The organism is Novosphingobium sp. BL-S-19, from assembly GCF_055521675.1.
The window spans coordinates 900,768-918,190 of sequence record NZ_CM145498.1; the positions used below are offsets into that span (position 1 = coordinate 900,768).

The 17,423-nt window shown below is 64.1% G+C and carries 10 protein-coding genes; 4 read left to right on the forward strand and 6 right to left on the reverse strand.

Going from position 1 to position 17,423, the window contains the following annotated elements:
* Positions 1-44 precede the first annotated feature (44 nt).
* Positions 45-1,571 (reverse strand): aldehyde dehydrogenase, encoded by a 1,527-nt coding sequence (gene adh / locus ACZ1JV_RS12670; RefSeq protein ID WP_465151825.1) that lies wholly within the window; start codon positions 1,569-1,571, stop codon positions 45-47.
* A 318-nt stretch (positions 1,572-1,889) separates the two neighbouring features.
* Entirely contained in the window at positions 1,890-2,870 is a 981-nt protein-coding gene (locus ACZ1JV_RS12675; RefSeq protein WP_465151826.1) for a helix-turn-helix domain-containing protein, read from the reverse strand.
* Positions 2,871-3,770: 900 nt separating this feature from the next.
* On the opposite strand from ACZ1JV_RS12675, the gene ACZ1JV_RS12680 reads away from it, so the two are divergent.
* From ACZ1JV_RS12680 to ACZ1JV_RS12690, 3 genes are all read left to right on the forward strand, one after another.
* Positions 3,771-6,398: a TonB-dependent receptor plug domain-containing protein gene (locus ACZ1JV_RS12680; protein WP_465151827.1), complete on the forward strand. Its 2,628-nt coding sequence runs from the start codon at positions 3,771-3,773 to the stop codon at positions 6,396-6,398.
* An 80-nt stretch (positions 6,399-6,478) separates the two neighbouring features.
* Positions 6,479-7,306: a sulfite exporter TauE/SafE family protein gene (locus ACZ1JV_RS12685; protein WP_465138579.1), complete on the forward strand. Its 828-nt coding sequence runs from the start codon at positions 6,479-6,481 to the stop codon at positions 7,304-7,306.
* A 66-nt stretch (positions 7,307-7,372) separates the two neighbouring features.
* On the forward strand, positions 7,373-8,557 hold the full coding sequence (locus ACZ1JV_RS12690) for a pyridoxal phosphate-dependent aminotransferase (protein WP_465151828.1): 1,185 nt from the start codon (positions 7,373-7,375) through the stop codon (positions 8,555-8,557).
* A gap of 332 nt (positions 8,558-8,889) precedes the next feature.
* On the opposite strand, the gene ACZ1JV_RS12695 is transcribed toward ACZ1JV_RS12690, so the two are convergent.
* The 4 genes from ACZ1JV_RS12695 to ACZ1JV_RS12710 form a co-directional block, all read right to left on the reverse strand.
* On the reverse strand, positions 8,890-9,405 hold the full coding sequence (locus tag ACZ1JV_RS12695) for a porin family protein (RefSeq protein ID WP_465151829.1): 516 nt from the start codon (positions 9,403-9,405) through the stop codon (positions 8,890-8,892).
* 537 nt (positions 9,406-9,942) lie between these two features.
* Positions 9,943-11,397, reverse strand: coding sequence for an efflux transporter outer membrane subunit (locus ACZ1JV_RS12700; RefSeq protein ID WP_465151830.1), 1,455 nt, complete (start codon positions 11,395-11,397; stop codon positions 9,943-9,945).
* Positions 11,390-14,581 (reverse strand): multidrug efflux RND transporter permease subunit, encoded by a 3,192-nt coding sequence (locus ACZ1JV_RS12705; protein ID WP_465136008.1) that lies wholly within the window; start codon positions 14,579-14,581, stop codon positions 11,390-11,392. Before ACZ1JV_RS12705 ends, ACZ1JV_RS12700 begins: the two co-directional genes overlap by 8 nt.
* Positions 14,582-14,584: 3 nt before the next feature.
* Complete coding sequence (locus tag ACZ1JV_RS12710) at positions 14,585-15,778, reverse strand: efflux RND transporter periplasmic adaptor subunit (protein WP_465151831.1); 1,194 nt, start codon at positions 15,776-15,778, stop codon at positions 14,585-14,587.
* Between the two features lie 329 nt (positions 15,779-16,107).
* Between ACZ1JV_RS12710 and ACZ1JV_RS12715 the strand changes: the two genes are divergently transcribed.
* Positions 16,108-17,151: a bile acid:sodium symporter family protein gene (locus tag ACZ1JV_RS12715; protein ID WP_465151832.1), complete on the forward strand. Its 1,044-nt coding sequence runs from the start codon at positions 16,108-16,110 to the stop codon at positions 17,149-17,151.
* Positions 17,152-17,423: the final 272 nt, after the last annotated feature.

The following is a 17,423-nucleotide window of genomic DNA, read 5'->3' on the forward strand; positions in this document are numbered from 1 at the left end:
CCGTCCGGCGCGGGCAATCGCCGCGCGCCGGACGGGTGCGACCCTTAAAAGAAGCCAAGCTTCTTCGGGCTATACGAGACAAGCAGGTTCTTGGTCTGCTGATAGTGATCGAGCATCATCTTGTGCGTCTCCCGCCCGATGCCGGATTGCTTGTAGCCGCCGAAGGCCGCATGCGCGGGATAGGCGTGATAGCAATTGGTCCAGACGCGCCCGGCCTGAATGGCGCGGCCGAAACGGTAGCAGGTGTTGATGTCACGGCTCCACACGCCCGCGCCCAGGCCGAACATCGTGTCATTGGCGATCTCCAGCGCCTCTTCCTGCGTGCGGAAAGTGGTGGTGGAGACGACCGGGCCGAAGATCTCCTCCTGGAAGATGCGCATCTTGTTGTGGCCCTTGAACACCGTGGGCTGGACATAGAAGCCGCCCGAAAGATCGCCGCCCAGTTGCGCCGCCGCGCCGCCGATCAGCACCTCGGCCCCTTCGTCGCGCCCGATGTCGAGGTAGCGCAGGATCTTTTCCTGCTGTTCCTGCGATGCCTGCGCGCCGATCATCGTCTCCATTTCCAGCGGGCTGCCCTGCCGGATCGCGGCGACGCGCTTCAGCGCCTTTTCCATGAACTTGTCGTAGATCGATTCCTGGATCAGCGCGCGGCTGGGGCAAGTGCAGACTTCCCCCTGATTGAGCGCGAACATCACGAAGCCCTCGATCGCCTTGTCGAGGAAATCGTCATCTTCCGCGCAGACGTCGGCAAAGAAGATGTTCGGGCTCTTGCCGCCCAGCTCCAGAGAGACCGGGATCAGATTCTCGCTGGCGTATTGCATGATAAGGCGGCCGGTGGAGGTTTCGCCGGTGAAGGCGATCTTGGCGATACGCTTCGAACTGGCGAGCGGCTTGCCTGCCTCGATGCCAAAGCCGTTGACGATGTTGAGCACGCCCGGCGGCAGGATATCGGCGATCAATTCGGCCAGGACGAGGATCGATGCCGGGGTCTGTTCGGCCGGCTTCAGCACCACGCAGTTGCCGGCGGCCAGCGCGGGGGCCAGCTTCCACGCGGCCATCAGGATCGGGAAGTTCCACGGGATGATCTGGCCGACCACGCCCAGCGGCTCGTGGATGTGATAAGCCATGGTGTCATCGTCGATCTCGCCGATGGAGCCTTCCTGCGCGCGGATGCAGCCGGCGAAATAGCGGAAGTGATCGATGGCCAGCGGAATGTCGGCGGCGGTCGTCTCGCGGATCGGCTTGCCGTTGTCCCACGTCTCGGCCGTGGCCAGCTTGGCGAGGTTCTGCTCCATCCGGTCGGCAATGCGCAGCAGGATCAGCGAGCGTTCTGCGGCCGGCGTGCGGCCCCAGCCGTCCTTCGCTGCATGGGCGGCATCGAGCGCGAGTTCGATATCGTCCGCATCCGAACGGGCGACGCGGCAGACGGGCAGGCCGGTGATCGGACTGACATTGTCGAAATAGCGGCCAGCGACGGGGGCGACCCACTTGCCGCCGATGAAGTTGTCATAGCTCTTGGCGAAGGGTGCCACCAGCACCGAGGGGCGTTCAGTGACTTGTGCTTCCGACATGGCGTGATCCTCTCTCTATGGTCCGGCGGGATGCCCGGCCTTGGGATCAAGGTGTCAGCGCCGGAGCCGGTCCGACAGTGGGAGGGCGCAAGCCGCCGCGTCCAGTGTCTCGAAGGTGAGACATGGGAATTGCGCTGGGCATATTCGGCCGCTGCCGGGGCATCGCGGAAGGGTCTTGCTCTGAGCGATCCTCAAACCCCACCCTTCGTCATTGCGAGCGCAGCGAAGCAATCCAGAGCGGCGCTCACCGCCCCTGGATTGCTTCGCTGCGCTCGCAATGACGAAGGAGGGGTAACGTCCTCTACCGCGAAAGTCCGCCTATTGCCCCGGAGACATCCCCACGCGCTCCATGCGCCGGTACATCGTCGCTCGGCCGATCCCCAGTTCGCGAGCGGCCTGCGTCACGTTGCCGCCGGACCGGGCCAATGCCTGCCGCAGGATCGCGCGCTCGCTGTCGTCGAAGCTGCTGGAACCGTCGCCGATCACATCGGCCAGCGGGCGCGGCCGGTCGAAGGGGCGATTGCCCAGCCCAAAGTTCAGCCGTGCGGCGCGGGTGGCGCCGATCACCAGATCGTCGCGGTCGACGGCCAGCAAGGCCACGCCGCGTCCGCGTCGCTGGCTGTCCGGCCGATCCGGGCTATAGACGATCCGCGCATCGGCATAGCGCATGCAGAAGAAGTCCCGCTCGATCTGGCGGGCGGCGTCCTGCACCAACGCGGCGACCAGCGCGGCCAGCGCTTCGCCATGTTCGGCGCGCGCGCTCGACACGTCCAGCGCGGCGACCAGCCGCCCTTCGGGATCGAACACCGGAGCGTCCATGCAACTGACGCCGATGTTGCGGCTGGCGAAATGTTCGCCGCGCAGGATCGTTACCGGGCGCTGTTCGACAAGACAGGTGCCGATGCCGTTGGTGCCTTCCGCCGATTCGCCCCAGCGACCGCCCGGAACCAGCCCGATGGCATCGAACAGCGGTGAATCGCCGGCGGTCGATCGCGCCTCCAGCACTACGCCGTCGATATCGGACAGGATCACGCAGCAGCCGGTGCGGCCGACATTGCCGAACAGCTGGTCCAGCACCGGCGCGGCGGCGGCGATCAACTCGCCATTGCTTTCGCGCAGACCCGCCAGAGAGGCGGCACCCAGCCGCTCCTGCTTGCGCGAGGCGGCGGGATCGAGGCCGTGGTGCAAGGCCGAACGGCACCAGGACGCCGCCAGCGAGGATGTGGCTGCGGCATTGCCCTGCTGCACGGTATTCAAGACCCGGTCGCTATGCGTCAGCTTGTCGCTGGCCATCGTCATCGTCCTCTCCGCCGGTACGAATCCTGCTGCCTTGAAGGCCCGTCTCGTCCGTTGCCGGCCTGCCGAAGCTGTGACCGGCGGGGGTGGACGCAATGCGGAACGAGTCCTTCACGCGGGACGACTGTCCCATTCATGAGACGAACTATCCAGTCCAAAATAGGGATTGGGCGGATTTCCGCCATTGCCGCCCACCTCATGCGCGAGATGCAAAATTGACGAACGGCGCACATAAACTTGAGCGTGCGAAAATCGCACGAGGCGGCGTTGACACCGGGATGAATTCAAATACGGTCGTGTAACAGAAACGAAACATAATTTCCGGGGGCGGTGTCCGATAGGAACGCGTTAGACCAACTTATGAGGGGGCTGGTCGATGTTCAAAATGCATTCGCGTACCTGTTGTGATCCGAAGAACGCATTCTCTAAATCGTTTCTTGGTGCATTTTAATCCTACAGAATTTTAATTTTGGAAACGTGGTCGCATTTTAGTGTGTCTGCGGGGCGGGGTTTGTCACCCCGGCAATAGAGTTGCCGGCTTTGGCCGACGCTGCTCGGGTGTGTCCTGCGCGTCAGGATCCTGCAGGTAATGTGATCGCCGCCAAGCCGCTCTTGCGCATCGCTGTGCGCAAGGATCGCCTGCGGGTCGCACCGTTTCCCAAATGAACTGAAACTCGCGGCGTTGCTGCCCGGGCACATGCATTTCCAGTCGCCGGGGGGGTGGGCTGGGGAGTGTTCGCGCGCACGCCTGTTCCAAAGCGGCTCACAGCCGCTTGCCGGCCGCCACCCATGACGGCGTGCCGGACGGGGAAGCGCATGCCTGCACCGTGCGCAGGCGCCGACGATCGCGAGAATCCAGGGAGAGGCCGCAACCGTGGATGAAAACCAGGCAAGGGGGCCTAGATGAAATACAGGGTATCCGTATCGACAGGCGCGCTGGGGGCAGCGCTTTTATTGGGATCGGTTTCGGCACGGGCGGATGAGCCCGCCGAACCGGCCGCGGCAGAGGCGGCGGCAGACGGTTCCGGCGGCGCGATCATCGTCACCGGCACGCGCACGATCGGCATGAAGGCCACCGAAAGCCCGGCGCCGATCCAGCTGATGAGCGCGGAAGTTCTGGCGCGAACCGGCCAACCGGACCTGATCCAGAGCCTTGCCCAGAACCTGCCTTCGATCCAGGCGCAGGCCTTCGGCAGCGATCTTCAGGCGCACAACCTGCAGATGAAGCTGCGCGGCCTTTCGCCCAACCACACGCTGATCCTGATCAACGGCAAGCGCCGCCACGGCACCGCCAACGTCTCGGTCGCCGGCGGCCCTTACGGCGGCAGCGCCGCGCCGGACATGAGCTTCATTCCGAACGATGCGATCGGCCACATCGAAGTTCTTCAGGACGGCGCCGCCGCGCAATATGGCACCGATGCCATCGCCGGCGTCATCAACATCATCCTCAAGGACAACGACCACGGCGGCCTGATCAGCGGCACCGCCGGTCAATACATGGATGAGGGCGGCGACACCTACAGCGTATCGGGCAATGTCGGCTTCGCCCCGATCGAGGATTCCTACGTCAATCTGACCGTCCAGAAGAAGAAGAAGGGCTTCAGCTTCCGCGGCGACATCGATCCGCGCGTCTATGGCGACAATGCGGTGGCCCGGGGCAACCTTGCCAGGTATCCCGACGTGGTCAACGCCGACAACTATCCTTACGTCAACCGCATCGCTGGCGATCCGCAGATCGAACAGACCACCGCGATGTACAATGCCGGTTGGACCTCGGGCGATTTCGAACTCTACAGCTTCGGCAGCTACGGCCACAAGTACGCCCGCGCTTACGAGAATTACCGCACGCCGGGCATCGTCGTTTCGGCAGCGGGCGTGCCGCTGTTCCCCACCGGTTTCGCGCCGCTGGAAGCCGTGCGCGAGACCGATTACTCGGTGTCTGGCGGGGTAAAGGGCAAGTTCGGCGATCTCGATTTCGACCTTGCCTCCACCTACGGCAACGATCTGGTGAAGGTCTATGTCGAGAATTCGGCCAATGCCGCGCTCTACAAGGCCACCGGCTTCACGCCGACCGAATTCCACAACGGCGATTTCAAGGCATCGCAGTGGAGCAACACGCTCGACCTGACCTACCCGGTCGACATCGGGCTGGCGGAACCGATGAACATCGCCGGCGGTCTGGAATGGCGGCGCGAGACGTACGGCATCGTTGCCGGCGATCCGGCCTCGTACTACGGCAGCGGCGCGCAGTCGTTCTTCGGCTATAGCCCGAACGACGCGGGCAACTATCACCGCACCAACTTCTCGCAATACCTCGACATTTCGCTGAAGCCGGTCGAGGCATGGCTGGTCGATGGCGCGGTCCGCCACGAACACTACAGCGATTTCGGCGACACCACCGTGTTCAAGCTGACATCGCGCTACGACATTTCGGAGATGTTCGCGGTGCGCGGCACGGTGTCCACCGGCTTCCGCGCGCCGACGCTGGCGGAAGGGTTCTATTCGGGCATCAACGTCGGCCCCAGCTCGGTTTCGGGCGTGCTTCCCGCCAACTCCCCGGCGGCGGCCTCGCTCGGATTCGGTGGGTTGAAGCCTGAAAAGTCCACCAACTTCAGCGCCGGCATCGTCTTCACGCCCAGCCCGCGCGTCAGCGTCACTATCGATGCCTACTGGATCGAGATCCGCGATCGCATCATGATCTCCAGCTCGTTCTACGGCTTCTACGGTCAATACTGTCCGGCCGGCTATGCAGGATCGAGCGCCGCTAGCTGCGTTCCCTACACTTCGGACAACTACAACCTCTACAACCAGCAGGCGGTCTACGACGCGGTCGCCAGCGCGCTGGGCGGCGAGATCCCAAGTTATGTGCTGACGGACGTGAACGGCGCGCGCAACACCAGCGGCACCGTGGCGGTGCAGACCTTCGTCAACGGCGCCGATATGCGCACGCGCGGCGTGGACTTCATGGCCAGTTACGACATGCCCACCGGCATTGGCGAGATCAACTGGACGCTTTCGGCGAACTACAACGACAACAAGGTGAAGAAGATCGCCGATCTGCCCGACGCGCTCTACACCAGCACGGTCGATCCTTCGAAGTCGGCGCTGATCAGCAAGTACAACGTCGTCACGCTGGAGCACAGCACGCCGAAATTCCGCGCGACGCTGGGCGGCTATTGGGAATCGAGCCTGTTCAGCGTGAACTTGCGGGAAAGCTTCTATTCGAAGGTCTACGCGCTGGAAACCGCGCCGGGCGGCAGCCCCATCGCCGGGCAGGACCTGAAGGTGCCGGTCAAGTCCGCCTTCATCACCGATCTGGAACTGGGACTGAAGGCTACCGAGAACATCAAGCTCTCGATCGGCGCGAACAACCTGTTCAACAAGTATCCGACCAAGCGGTCCTACGAGAATATCCGTGCCGCGCAATTGGCGTCAGGCTCAAGTTCTTATGCGTCCAACGTATATCCCACCATTTCGCCTTACGGTATCAATGGTGGATACTACTACGGCCGCGTCACCGTGAAGTTCTGATCGATAAAGTCCTGGCACTGCTTCCGCAGAAATACGGAAGCAGTGCCGTTTATTTGATTTTTCAGGGAGTTGCGATAGTGATGCTATCTGAAATGGGCTGGCTGATCCCCGCAGTCGGGCTGCTGGTGGCCGGCCTCGTCGCCGGTTTCGCCGGCGGCGTCTTCGGGATTGGCGGCGGTTTCATCGTCGTGCCCGCTTTGCTGCTGATGCTGCCGCTGCTGGGCGGCGACCATGCGCAATACGCGCATGTCGCCATCGGCACTTCGGCGGCGACCATCATCGTCACCTCGATCCGATCGGTCATGAGCCATGCCAAGCGTGGATCGGTGGACTTCGAAATCCTCAAATCCTGGGCGCCCTGGGTGATACTGGGCGACGGCGTGGGCGTCGTGCTCGCCAGCCATGTCGACGGCAAAGTGCTGACCATGGTCTTCGCCTCCGGCGTGCTGCTGATGAGCCTGAACTTCCTGCTGCCGCGCGTGGGTGACAAGGTGATCACCGACCAGATGCCCACCGGCATGCTGCGCGTGGGCATCGCCGGCGGGCTTGGCACGTTTTCCTCGCTGCTCGGCATCGGCGGCGGCACCATCGCGATCATGGTGATGACGCTCTGCGGCCGTTCCATCCACCGCGCGGTAGGCACCGCTTCGGGCGTGGGCACGCTGATCGCCATCCCCAGCGCCATCGGTTTCGCGATCATCGGGATGCACGAAAAGGGCCTGCCCTGGGGCTCGCTCGGCTTCGTGAACATGCCCGCGACGCTGGCTATCGCCTCGATGTCGATCCTCACCGCGCCGCTGGGCGTCGCCGCCGCGCACTGGCTGGAGCCTCGCATGCTGAAGCGCGTCTTCGGCATCTACCTGATCGTGATCTCCATGGTGATGTTCCACAATGCTCTGAAAATCTAGGGCCCTGAAAATCTGATGAAATCCCGGAAAACTGCCAACCACCTGTTTCGAGAAGGAGTTTGAAAGATGCAGCTTGAGCAAGAGATGCTGGCCGAGCGTATCGGCGGTGAAGAGGTAACGCAGGACCTGCTGGCGCGCGGCTATTCGCGCCGCAACCTGGGCAAGATCGCGGCGCTGCTGGGCGGCGGCATGGCGGTGGCACAAGCGATGCCGGCCGGGGCCCAGCAGGCGGCCAAGGCCGTGGCCGGCGCCGTGCGCATCGGCGCCAACGAGTGCTGGACAGGCCCGCTGCCCGCCGGCGCGCAGGCCGCCATGGCCATCGTCACCGAAGGCAACCGCTACGAACCGAATGGCGAACATGAGAAGTTGTTCGCCGCCGTCGCTCAGGTCGAAGGCATTCCGCAGGACCGGGTGGTCGCTTGGCCGGGATCGAGCGATCCGCTCAGCCGCACCGCGATCACTTTCGCCTCGCCCTCGCGCGGGATCGTGACGGCGGACCCGACCTACGAAGCGATCTGGCGCACCGGCGCATGGATCGGCGCAAAGGTAACCAAAGTGCCGCTCACCTCGGACTATCGCCACGACGTGAAGGCGATGCTGGCGGCCGATCCCAATGCCGGGCTCTACTACATCTGCTCGCCCAACAACCCCACCGGCACGCTGACCCCGATTGCCGACATCACCTGGCTGGCCGAGAACAAGCCCAAGGACGCGATCCTGCTGGTGGATGAGGCCTATATCCACTTCGCCGGCACCGAAAACGCCGCGAAACTGGCCGCTTCGCGCGACGATGTGCTGGTGATGCGCACGTTCTCCAAGCTGTTCGGCATGGCCGGCATGCGCCTTGGCCTGACCCTCGGTTCCAAGGCGCTGCACGAAAAGATGATGCGCTACGACGGCGGGCAGGTCACTGCGATGCTGCCGATGACCGCCGTGGCCTGCGGCACTGCCTCGCTGACCTTGGCCGATCAGATCAAGGCCCGCCGCGACCAGATGATCGCCGCGCGTGAGGCAACCATCGCCCATATCGAGAAGCGCGGGCTGAAGGTCCTTCCCGGCAGCCACGCGAACATGTTCATGGTCGATTGGGGCGGCAAGGCGCCCAAGGCGATGATGGAAGCACTGCTCGCTCAGAACGTGCAGATCGGCCGCTCGTGGAGCGCCTATCCCTCGATGTCGCGCGTGACGGTGGGCTCGGCGGAAGACATGCAGAAGTTCCGTCTGGCGCTGGACAAAGTGCTGATGGCCTGATCGCGAACACACCTGCCGCGCCGGCTTGAGGGGGCTTGGCCGGCCGCAGCGGGCGGATGGGCGACAGGGGAGGGCCCGGTGCGTTCAGGACGGAGCGTGCCGGGCCCTTTTTTTATAGCATTTTCTAATCAGGTGGAATCACCTGATGACTCGGAAAATGCTACAAACCAAAAACTTAGAGCAGTCGATCCGACGCAGTCGGGTTGAAAACTGCTCTAGCAGAGCGTGTTCCGGTGTTCCACGCTCTGCCGAAACGAAACGGGGAGGGCCATCCCGCAGGACAACCCTCCCCGTCATTTCAGCCTTCCCGTCTCGGTGGCGGGTTGGAAGCCTTAGAAGCGGTAGCCGATGCCGACCACGCCGGCGTCGCGGCCGCCGAAGTTGGCTTCATATTCGGTGCGCTGGTATTCGGCCGAGATGTAGGTCTTCGGCGTCACTGCATACTCAAGACCGCCGCCGTAGCGCACGCCTTCCAGCGAGTAGTTGCCGCCGGCATTGGGCTCGAAGCGGGTGTTGGTGTAGCCCACCTTGGCGAAGGCGAGGACCTTCGGCGTCACCACGTAACCGGCGCGCAGCGAGGCGGTGAGGTCACGGCTGACGTCGGTGGTCGCGCTGTCGGCGGTGGAATCGCCCAGGGTCACTTCGGGGCCGATGGTGATGCGCGGGGCCACGCCGATGTCGTAACCGGCGTTCACGCCATACGAGAAGCCTTCATCGCCTTGGATCTTGTCGAAACCCATGGTGATTCCGGCGCGCGGGCCCGTGAAAGGCTCACCGTCCTGCGCGAAGGCAGGAACCGAAGCCGAAGCAGCGAGAGCGGCAGCAGCCGAAAGAACGATGTACTTCATAATAGTCCTCATCTGAAACTATATATTATAAATATAAATCCACCAAGGTGACGTTCATCGTTCAATAAATCGATATTATTTCGATTTATCGTGCGTTGCGGCAATCATGTCTGTCGTGTTGCTCGGGCATTTCGGGGGGTGATATGTTTATCGAGCAACGCCTTGGATGGAATTTGCTATGGTAGAGCAAGGGTGTACTCAAAATTAATGGCGCGGTGTGTCGGCGTTCACAAATGTGACAGGCTCGTCATGGCCGGCCCCGGATTGAGGCGGATTTGTGGCCGCAGCGGGCGGGGCGCATTTTCCTACACCGGGCAATTGGGCGTACCGTGCGGCATGAATCGCGCGGATATCCTTGCTTTTGAAGCCTATCGTCGTTCTGGAGAGAGGTCGGCGGCGCCTTGCGACAGCGGCGGCGGCAAGGTGACGGTTTTGCAGGGTAAGGTGACACTTTTGCACAAGGTGACGGTTCATGCCCTGAACCGTGTCAACTGTGTCAACCAAAGCGTCAACTTGTGCGGGCGTGGTCCTGCCCGGTTACGGGGTGTCGCTTGGCACGCTCTGGACCATTTCCTCCTGGCCGCCACCCAATGCGGCATAGAGGCTGACGGCGTTCTGCAATTCGGTCGCCCGCAATTGGATCAGCGTCTGGTTGGCCGAGAACAAGTTGCGTTCGGCATCCAGCACTTCAAGGTAGATCGAAATGCCGTTGTCGTACCGCAGCCGGGCGGTGTGAGCGAGGCGCTGCTGCGCCTCCACCGTGCGTTGTTGCGTCTCGATCTGTTCGGCATAGCGCTGGCGACCGACCAGGCCGTCGGCCACTTCGCGAAAGGCGGTCTGCACCGTCTTCTGGTAGGCGGCGGTCAGTTCCTCGGCCTGAGCCTTGCTCAGCTTAAGCTGGGCTTCGCGCTTGCCCCAGTTGAAGATCGGCAGGTCGATCGCCCCACCATAACTCCAGCTCTGGTTCGCGCCCTTGAACAGTTCGGACAGCGCGGTGGAGCCGAAGCCGAACGCTGCGGTCAAGGAAATCGTGGGGAAGAACGCTGCCCGCGCCGCGCCGATATTGGCGTTGGCCCCGCGCAAGTTGTGCTCGGCCTGAAGCACGTCCGGCCGGTTCAGCAGCAGGGCGGATGGCAGCCCCGGCGCGATCGGCAGCAATTGGTCCGAAAGGGCAAGCCCGGTCGGCAGTGGGGTGGCGATCGGCCCGCCGACCAGCACGTCCAGCAGGTTCTGCGCTTGTTCGGTGGTGCGCTGGATGTCGGCCAGTTCGCTTTCCGCCTGCGTCTGCAGCAGCACCGCCTGATCGTAATCGACCGTGGAGGTGACGCCCGCATCCAGTCGCAGCTTGGCAATGCGCGCGCCTTCGCGGCGAACTTCTATGCTGCGGCGGGCAAGGTCGATCCGGTCCTCTCCGCTGCGGATGTCGAAGTAAGTGGCAGCCACTTGTGCGATCAGAGAGATGCGGAACGCCCGCGCCCCTTCCACCGAGGCCAGCCAGGACTGGCGCTGCGCTTCGGTCAGGTTGCGCACCCGGCCCCACAGGTCGAGTTCGAACGAAGTGACGCCAATGTTGGCGCCGTATTCGGAATAGTCGATACCGTCGGGCAGGTCCGCACCGGTGGTCTGCCCGGTGGCGCCCAATACCGATGTCGGCGTGCGCCGCCGCGTCGCGGATCCACTGGCGTCGATCGCGGGAAGGCGATCCGCCGCCTGAATGCGGTACTGCGCGCGCGCTTGTTCGATGCGGGCATAGGACTGCGCCAGATCGCGATTGCGTTGCAGCGATGCCGCGATCAGCGCCTGCAGGCGGGGATCGCGAAAGAACTCCCGCCAACCCAGTTCGGTGGCGAGCGGGGTCAGTTCCTCGCTCGACGGGGCATTGGGAAAGGCGTCCGAAATCGGGGCGACCGGCTGGTGGTACTGCGGCGCGAAATTGCAGCCTGCCAACGTGGCTACAGCGGCAGCGGTCAGGAGAAGCGCGCGCTTACGCATGGTCGCCTCCCTCGCGCTCGCGCTGTTCCAGCCAGATCGCGTCTTCCCCTGCGGGATCGCGCCGCTTGCTCAGGTGCTTGCGCGCGAAGTTGTAGAACACCGGGGTGAAAAACACGCCCAGCAGCGTGGCCGCGATCATGCCGCCCATTACGCCGGTTCCCACCGCCTGACGGCTGGCCGCGCCGGCGCCGCTGGCGATCACCAGTGGCACCATGCCCAGGATAAAGGCCAGGCTGGTCATCAGGATCGGCCGCAGGCGCTGGCGGGCCGCTTCCACAGTGGCCTGATCGGGCGAACTGCCCGCGTCCTCATCCTCGATCGCGAATTCGACGATCAGGATCGCGTTCTTGGCGGCAAGCCCGATGATCGTGATCATGCCGATGTTGAAGTAGACGTCTGCCGAGAGCCCCCGCAGCAAGGTAAAGACCACCGCACCCAGAATGCCGAACGGCACCACCATCAGCACTGACACCGGAATGCCCCACGAGTTGTAGAGCGCTGCCAGCAGCAGGAACACGACGATCACCGAAAGCCCCAGCAGCGCGCCGACCTGCCCGCCCGCCTGCTTTTCCTCATAGGCGGTGCCGGTCCATTCGAAGCTGAAATTGCCGGAAAGGTGCCGGCCCGCGATCTCCTCCATCACTTCCAGCGCCTTGCCCGAAGACTGGCCGGGGGCGGCGGTGCCGGAGATCGTCAGCGAGGGGTAGCCGTTGTAGCGTTCCACCTGAATCGGGCCCGATTCCCATGCGGCGCGGGCAAAGGCGCTGAACGGCACCATCTGCCCATCGCTGCCGCGCACTTGCAGGGCCATGATGTCGTCCGGCGTCATGCGCGCATCGGCATCGGCCTGCAAATAGACGCGCAGGGTATTGCCGTCGCGCGTGAAGTCGTTGGCGTAGTAGGAGCCGAAGCTGATCGCCAAAGTCTGGTTCACGTCGTTGATCGAAAGGCCCATGGCGCGCGCCTTCACCCGGTCGATATCGACGTAGAGTTCGGGCGCGTCGCCCTGACCATCGGGGCGGACTTGTGCCAGAACCTTGTTCTGCGCCGCCTCGGCAATGATCGCATCGCGTGCGGCAACCAGCCCGGCGCGGTCCGTGCCCGAACGGTCCTCGATCTTCATCGAAAAGCCGGTGGCATTCCCCAGCGCCTGAATCGCGGGCGGGTTCAGCGCGAAGACGGTCGCCCCGGTCAGGCCGGAGACGAACTGCTGGGTCTTGCCGATCAGCGTGGTCACCTTGTCGGCGGAATCCTTGCGATCTTCCCATGGCTTGAGGTCGACGAAGGACAGCGCCGCGCCCTGGCTCTGGCCATAGAAGTTGAAGCCGATCAGCGAGACGACGCCGCGCACTTGCGGCTGCTTCTTCAGGAACGCCTCGGTCTCTTCCACCACCGCCTGCGTGCGCTGCATGGTGGCACCGACGGGGGCGTCGAAATTGATCATGAAGTAGCCCTGATCCTCGTCCGGCAGGAAGCCGCCGGGCAGGCGGGTGAACAGCAGAACGGTCAACACCGCCATCACCGCGAAGACCGCCAGCCAGCGCACCGGTGCGCGCATCATGCCGTCCACGCGGTGGGTATAGCTGTCGGTCGCGCGGCCGAAGCGATCGTTGAACCAGCGGAAGAAGCGGGGCAGGGCGCCGCGCCAGCCCGGCGGAGGCGAGGCGCGGTGCTCCGCCTCCGTCCGGTGCTTCAGCAGCGTGGCGCAGAGCGCGGGGGTGAACGTCAGCGCCAGCAGCGCCGAACAGAAGATGGAGACTGCCAGCGTTACCGAGAACTGGCGGTAGATGCCGCCGGTCGATCCCGGGAAGAACGCCATCGGAATGAACACCGCGATCAGCACCAGCGTGATGCCGATGATCGCGCCGCGGATCTGCCCCATCGCCTTGATCGTGGCGAGCCGGGGGGGAAGGTGTTCCTCGGTCATGATGCGTTCGACGTTTTCGACCACGACGATGGCGTCATCCACCAGGATACCGATCGCCACCACCATGGCGAACAGCGAGAGGGTGTTGATGGAAAACCCGAACAGCAGCAGGCCAAGGCAGGCGCCCAGCAGCGCGATCGGCACCACCACGGCGGGGATGATCGTCGCCCGCCAAGATTGCAGGAACAGGTACATCACCAGGAAAACCAGCACCATGGCCTCAACCAGGGTGTGCATCACCGATTCGATCGAGGCGTTGATAAACGGCGTGGAATCGAAGGCGACGTGCCATTCCATGCCCGGCGGGAAGTTCGCCTGCAGCTGCTTCATGCGTTCGCGCACGGCGGTCGCGGTGGCAACGGCATTCGCGCCGGAGGCCAGTTGCACGCCCATGCCGGCGATTTCCTTGCCGTTGAGCCGCGCCTTGAAGGTGTAGTTCTCCGCGCCCAGCTCAACGCGGGCCACGTCGCCCAGGCGCACGGTGGATCCGTCCTGGTTGGACTTGACGATGATCTCCTCAAATTGGCTGGGGGTGGAGAAGCGGCCACGGGTGACGATCTTGGCGGTGAATTCGGTATCCTGCGTGATCGGCTGTTCACCGATGCCGCCGCCGGCCACTTGGCTGTTCTGTTCCTGCACCGCGTTCAGCACTTCGCCCGGCGTCAGCGAATAGGACGTCAGCTTGGCGGGATCGAGCCAGATGCGCATCGCATATTGCGAACCGAACAGCTGCACATCGCCCACGCCCGATACGCGGCGGATCTCGTTGACGATGTTGTTGTTGGTGTAGTTGCCGATCTCTAGCGGGCTGAGCGAACCGTCATCGGAAGACACGCCCAGCACCATCAGGAAGCCGGCGGTATTGTCGGTCACCTGAATGCCCAGCGCGCGCACTTCGGCGGGCAGGCGGGATTCGGCGCGGTTCAGCCGGTCCTGCACTTCCACGCGCGCGGCGTTGAGGTCGGTGCCCGACTTGAAGGTAAGCGTGATCTGCCCGGTGCCGTTCGAACGGCTGGCGGAGTTCATGTAGAGGAACCCGTCGATGCCGTTCATCTCACGCTCGATCACCGACGTGACGTTCTTGTCCAGCGTCTCGGAATCGGCGCCGGTATAGGTGTACGACAAGTTCAGCGCGGGCGGCGCCACCGAAGGGTATTGCTCGATCGGCAGGTTGAGCAGGGCGATGAGGCCGCCCAGCGCGATGAATGCGGCGATGACCCAGCCGAACACCGGCCGGTAGACGAAGAAGCGGTCCATGCCTCAGCGCCCCTGTTGGGTTTGAGGCTGGGTTTGGGGCTGTTGAGCCGCCTGTTCCTTCATCTCCGCCGCGTCCACGGCCTTCTGGCCCGGGCGCAGCTTGGCCCAGCCGTCGACGACGATGCGCTCGCCCGGTTTCAGGCCGGATGTCACGATCCAGTTCTTGCCCAGCAGGGTGCCCAGCCGGACGGTGCGGGTGGTCACCGTGCCGTCCTTGGCCATGATCGAGACTTGCGCGTCATCGCCTTTGAACTGGATGGCGCGCGCGGGGACGACGATGCCGCCTTCCAGCGTGCCCAGTTCCAGCCGCCCGCGCACGAACTGGCCGGGGAACAGCAACCCCTGTGAATTGTTCACGAAGGTCGCGCGCACCGTCTGACTACCGGTTTCGGGCGCGACCACGGGGCTGGCGAAATCGAGATGGCCAACCGGCCCGTATTCCTGCCCGTTTTCCAGCACCAGCCTGACTTCGATCTTCTCCAGCGCGGGCAGGTTGAGTTCGCCGCTGCGCCGCTTGGCGAACAGGTCGAGGATGGAGGCGTTGGAGGCGGAGAACACCGCGTAGACTGGGCTGGTCTGGTCCACCCGCGTCATCAGCGTGCCCGACGCGCCGCTGACCAGCGCGCCCTCGGTCACTTCGGCAGCGGCGACGCGGCCAGCGATCGGCGCATCGACGGTGGTGTAGCTCAATTGCAGCTTGGCGCGGTCCAGCGCGGCGCGGGCTTCGGCCACTTGCGCGCTGGCCTGCCGATAATCCGACTGGGCGGAATCGTATTCCTGCGCGGAAACCGCACGTTCCTGAATCAGGGGGCCATAGCGGGTGACGATGGAGCGGGCGTTCTGCTCCGCCGCGATCGCGCGCTGGAGCGAGGCGGACGCCGACTTGACCTGCGCCTGATAGTCGCGCGGATCGATCTGGAACAGCGGCGTGCCGGCGTTCACGAACGCGCCTTCGTCATAGAGCCGGCGCAGCACGATCCCGTCCGTCCGCGCGCGTACTTCGGCGGAGCGCACGGCTTCGATGCGGCCGGGCAGTTCGGCGATGTTGGGCACGGGCTGGGCGCGGATCACCATCGATTCCACCGGCACGGGCGGCATCTCGCCCTGCTGTTTCTCACCGCCGCACGCGGCAAGCGCCCATGCGCCGAGGAGCACCAGAGCGCGCGGACCGATGTGAAAGCCCGAATCTGTCGGCATGGCATGACCCCCCGGGGGAAAGGGTGAAGGCGATGGAGCAAAGGTCCGAAGCGTCCCTAGCCGGGCAAGTGTCGTCCACGCAGCAAAGAACGCAGGCAGGGATCGAGGGCGGCGCACGCCTAGCCGCTCTCGCCGTCTCCCGACCTCAGGAAAGCGGGGTGATCCAGTCGAGCCTTGGGCCGCATGTCGTTCTCCCGGTCTTGGATCCGTGAAGACACCGCCATCTTGGGGTGGCGGGGGACCGGCAGGATACATGGCAAAGGGGGCAATGGCAAAGCCCCGAAAGCAGGGGCTTTTGCCGGCGGCCGGATGGGCCTAGAGGTGCGGGCATGAACCGCCTTCTCGCCCGCCTGAACATCGATCCCTACCTCTTGCTGCTGGTCTCGACCGTGGGGCTCGCCTCGCTGTTCCCGGCGCGCGGGGCCTGGGCGGGGATTGCCGGCGGGGTGGCGGATGCGGGCATTGCGCTGCTGTTCTTCCTCCACGGCGCCAAACTCTCGCGCGAGGCGATCGTCGACGGCGCGAAGGCGTGGAAGCTGCACCTGACGGTCGCTTGCCTGACTTTCGTGCTGTTCCCGATCGTCGGTCTTGGCGTTGCGGCCATTCCGGGGCTGGAGCCCTCGCTGGCGATGGGCGTGCTCTATCTGACCCTACTGCCTTCGACGGTGCAGTCGTCCATCGCCTTCACGGCGATTGCCGGGGGCAATGTGGCAGCGGCGGTATGCAGTGCCTCGTTCTCCAATCTTGCCGGCATTTTCATCACCCCGGTGCTGACCGCGCTGTTCATCACCGGCAAGACGCAGGGCTTCTCCACCGATCCGATCATCGCGATTGCCGTGCAATTGCTGCTGCCGTTCATCGCCGGGCACTTGCTGCGGCCGTGGATCGGCGGCTTCGTCAGCCGCCACAAGAAGCTGCTGGGCTATACCGACCGGGGATCGATTCTGCTGGTGGTCTACACCGCCTTCGGCGCGGCCGTGCTGGAGGGGCTGTGGCATAAGGTGACGGTGGCCGAACTGGGCCTGATTGCGGCGCTCTCGCTGGGGATTCTGGCGGTGATCATGGTGGTGGGCAATGTGCTGGGCCGGGTGCTGGGGTTCAATCATCAGGACCGGATCGTCATCCTGTTCTGTGGATCGAAGAAGAGCCTCGCGACCGGGGTGCCGCTGGCGGGCGTGCTGTTCCCGCCGGCACAAGTGGGGGCGATCATCCTGCCGCTGATGTTCTTCCACCAGATTCAGTTGATGGTCTGCGCCGTGCTTGCGCGCAGGTTGGCGGCGCAGGCGGAGGCTCAAGCCAAAGCGCATACGGTCTCAGCCGATCCCGCTCAACCCTCCAATCCCGCTCAGGCTGAGCTTGTCGAAGCCCCTTGAAACGGGGCGGGAGGCCTTCCATCCTTCGACAAGCTCAGGATGAGCGGGGAGGGTGGGGGCTGTCATTTCAACTCGCCACCTCAATCCCGTCATCCCCGCGCAGGCGGGGATCCCGCTTATCTTGCGGCATACGAGAGGTTGCAGAAGTAAAGCGGGGCCCCCGCCTGCGCGGGGGCGACGAAGAGTATGGGGCAGGGGAGGGCGCAATGATGCGGACCGCCCCGACTTGCCCCCCGTTCCGGAAATGATCACACAGGAGTTCTGAGACGAAT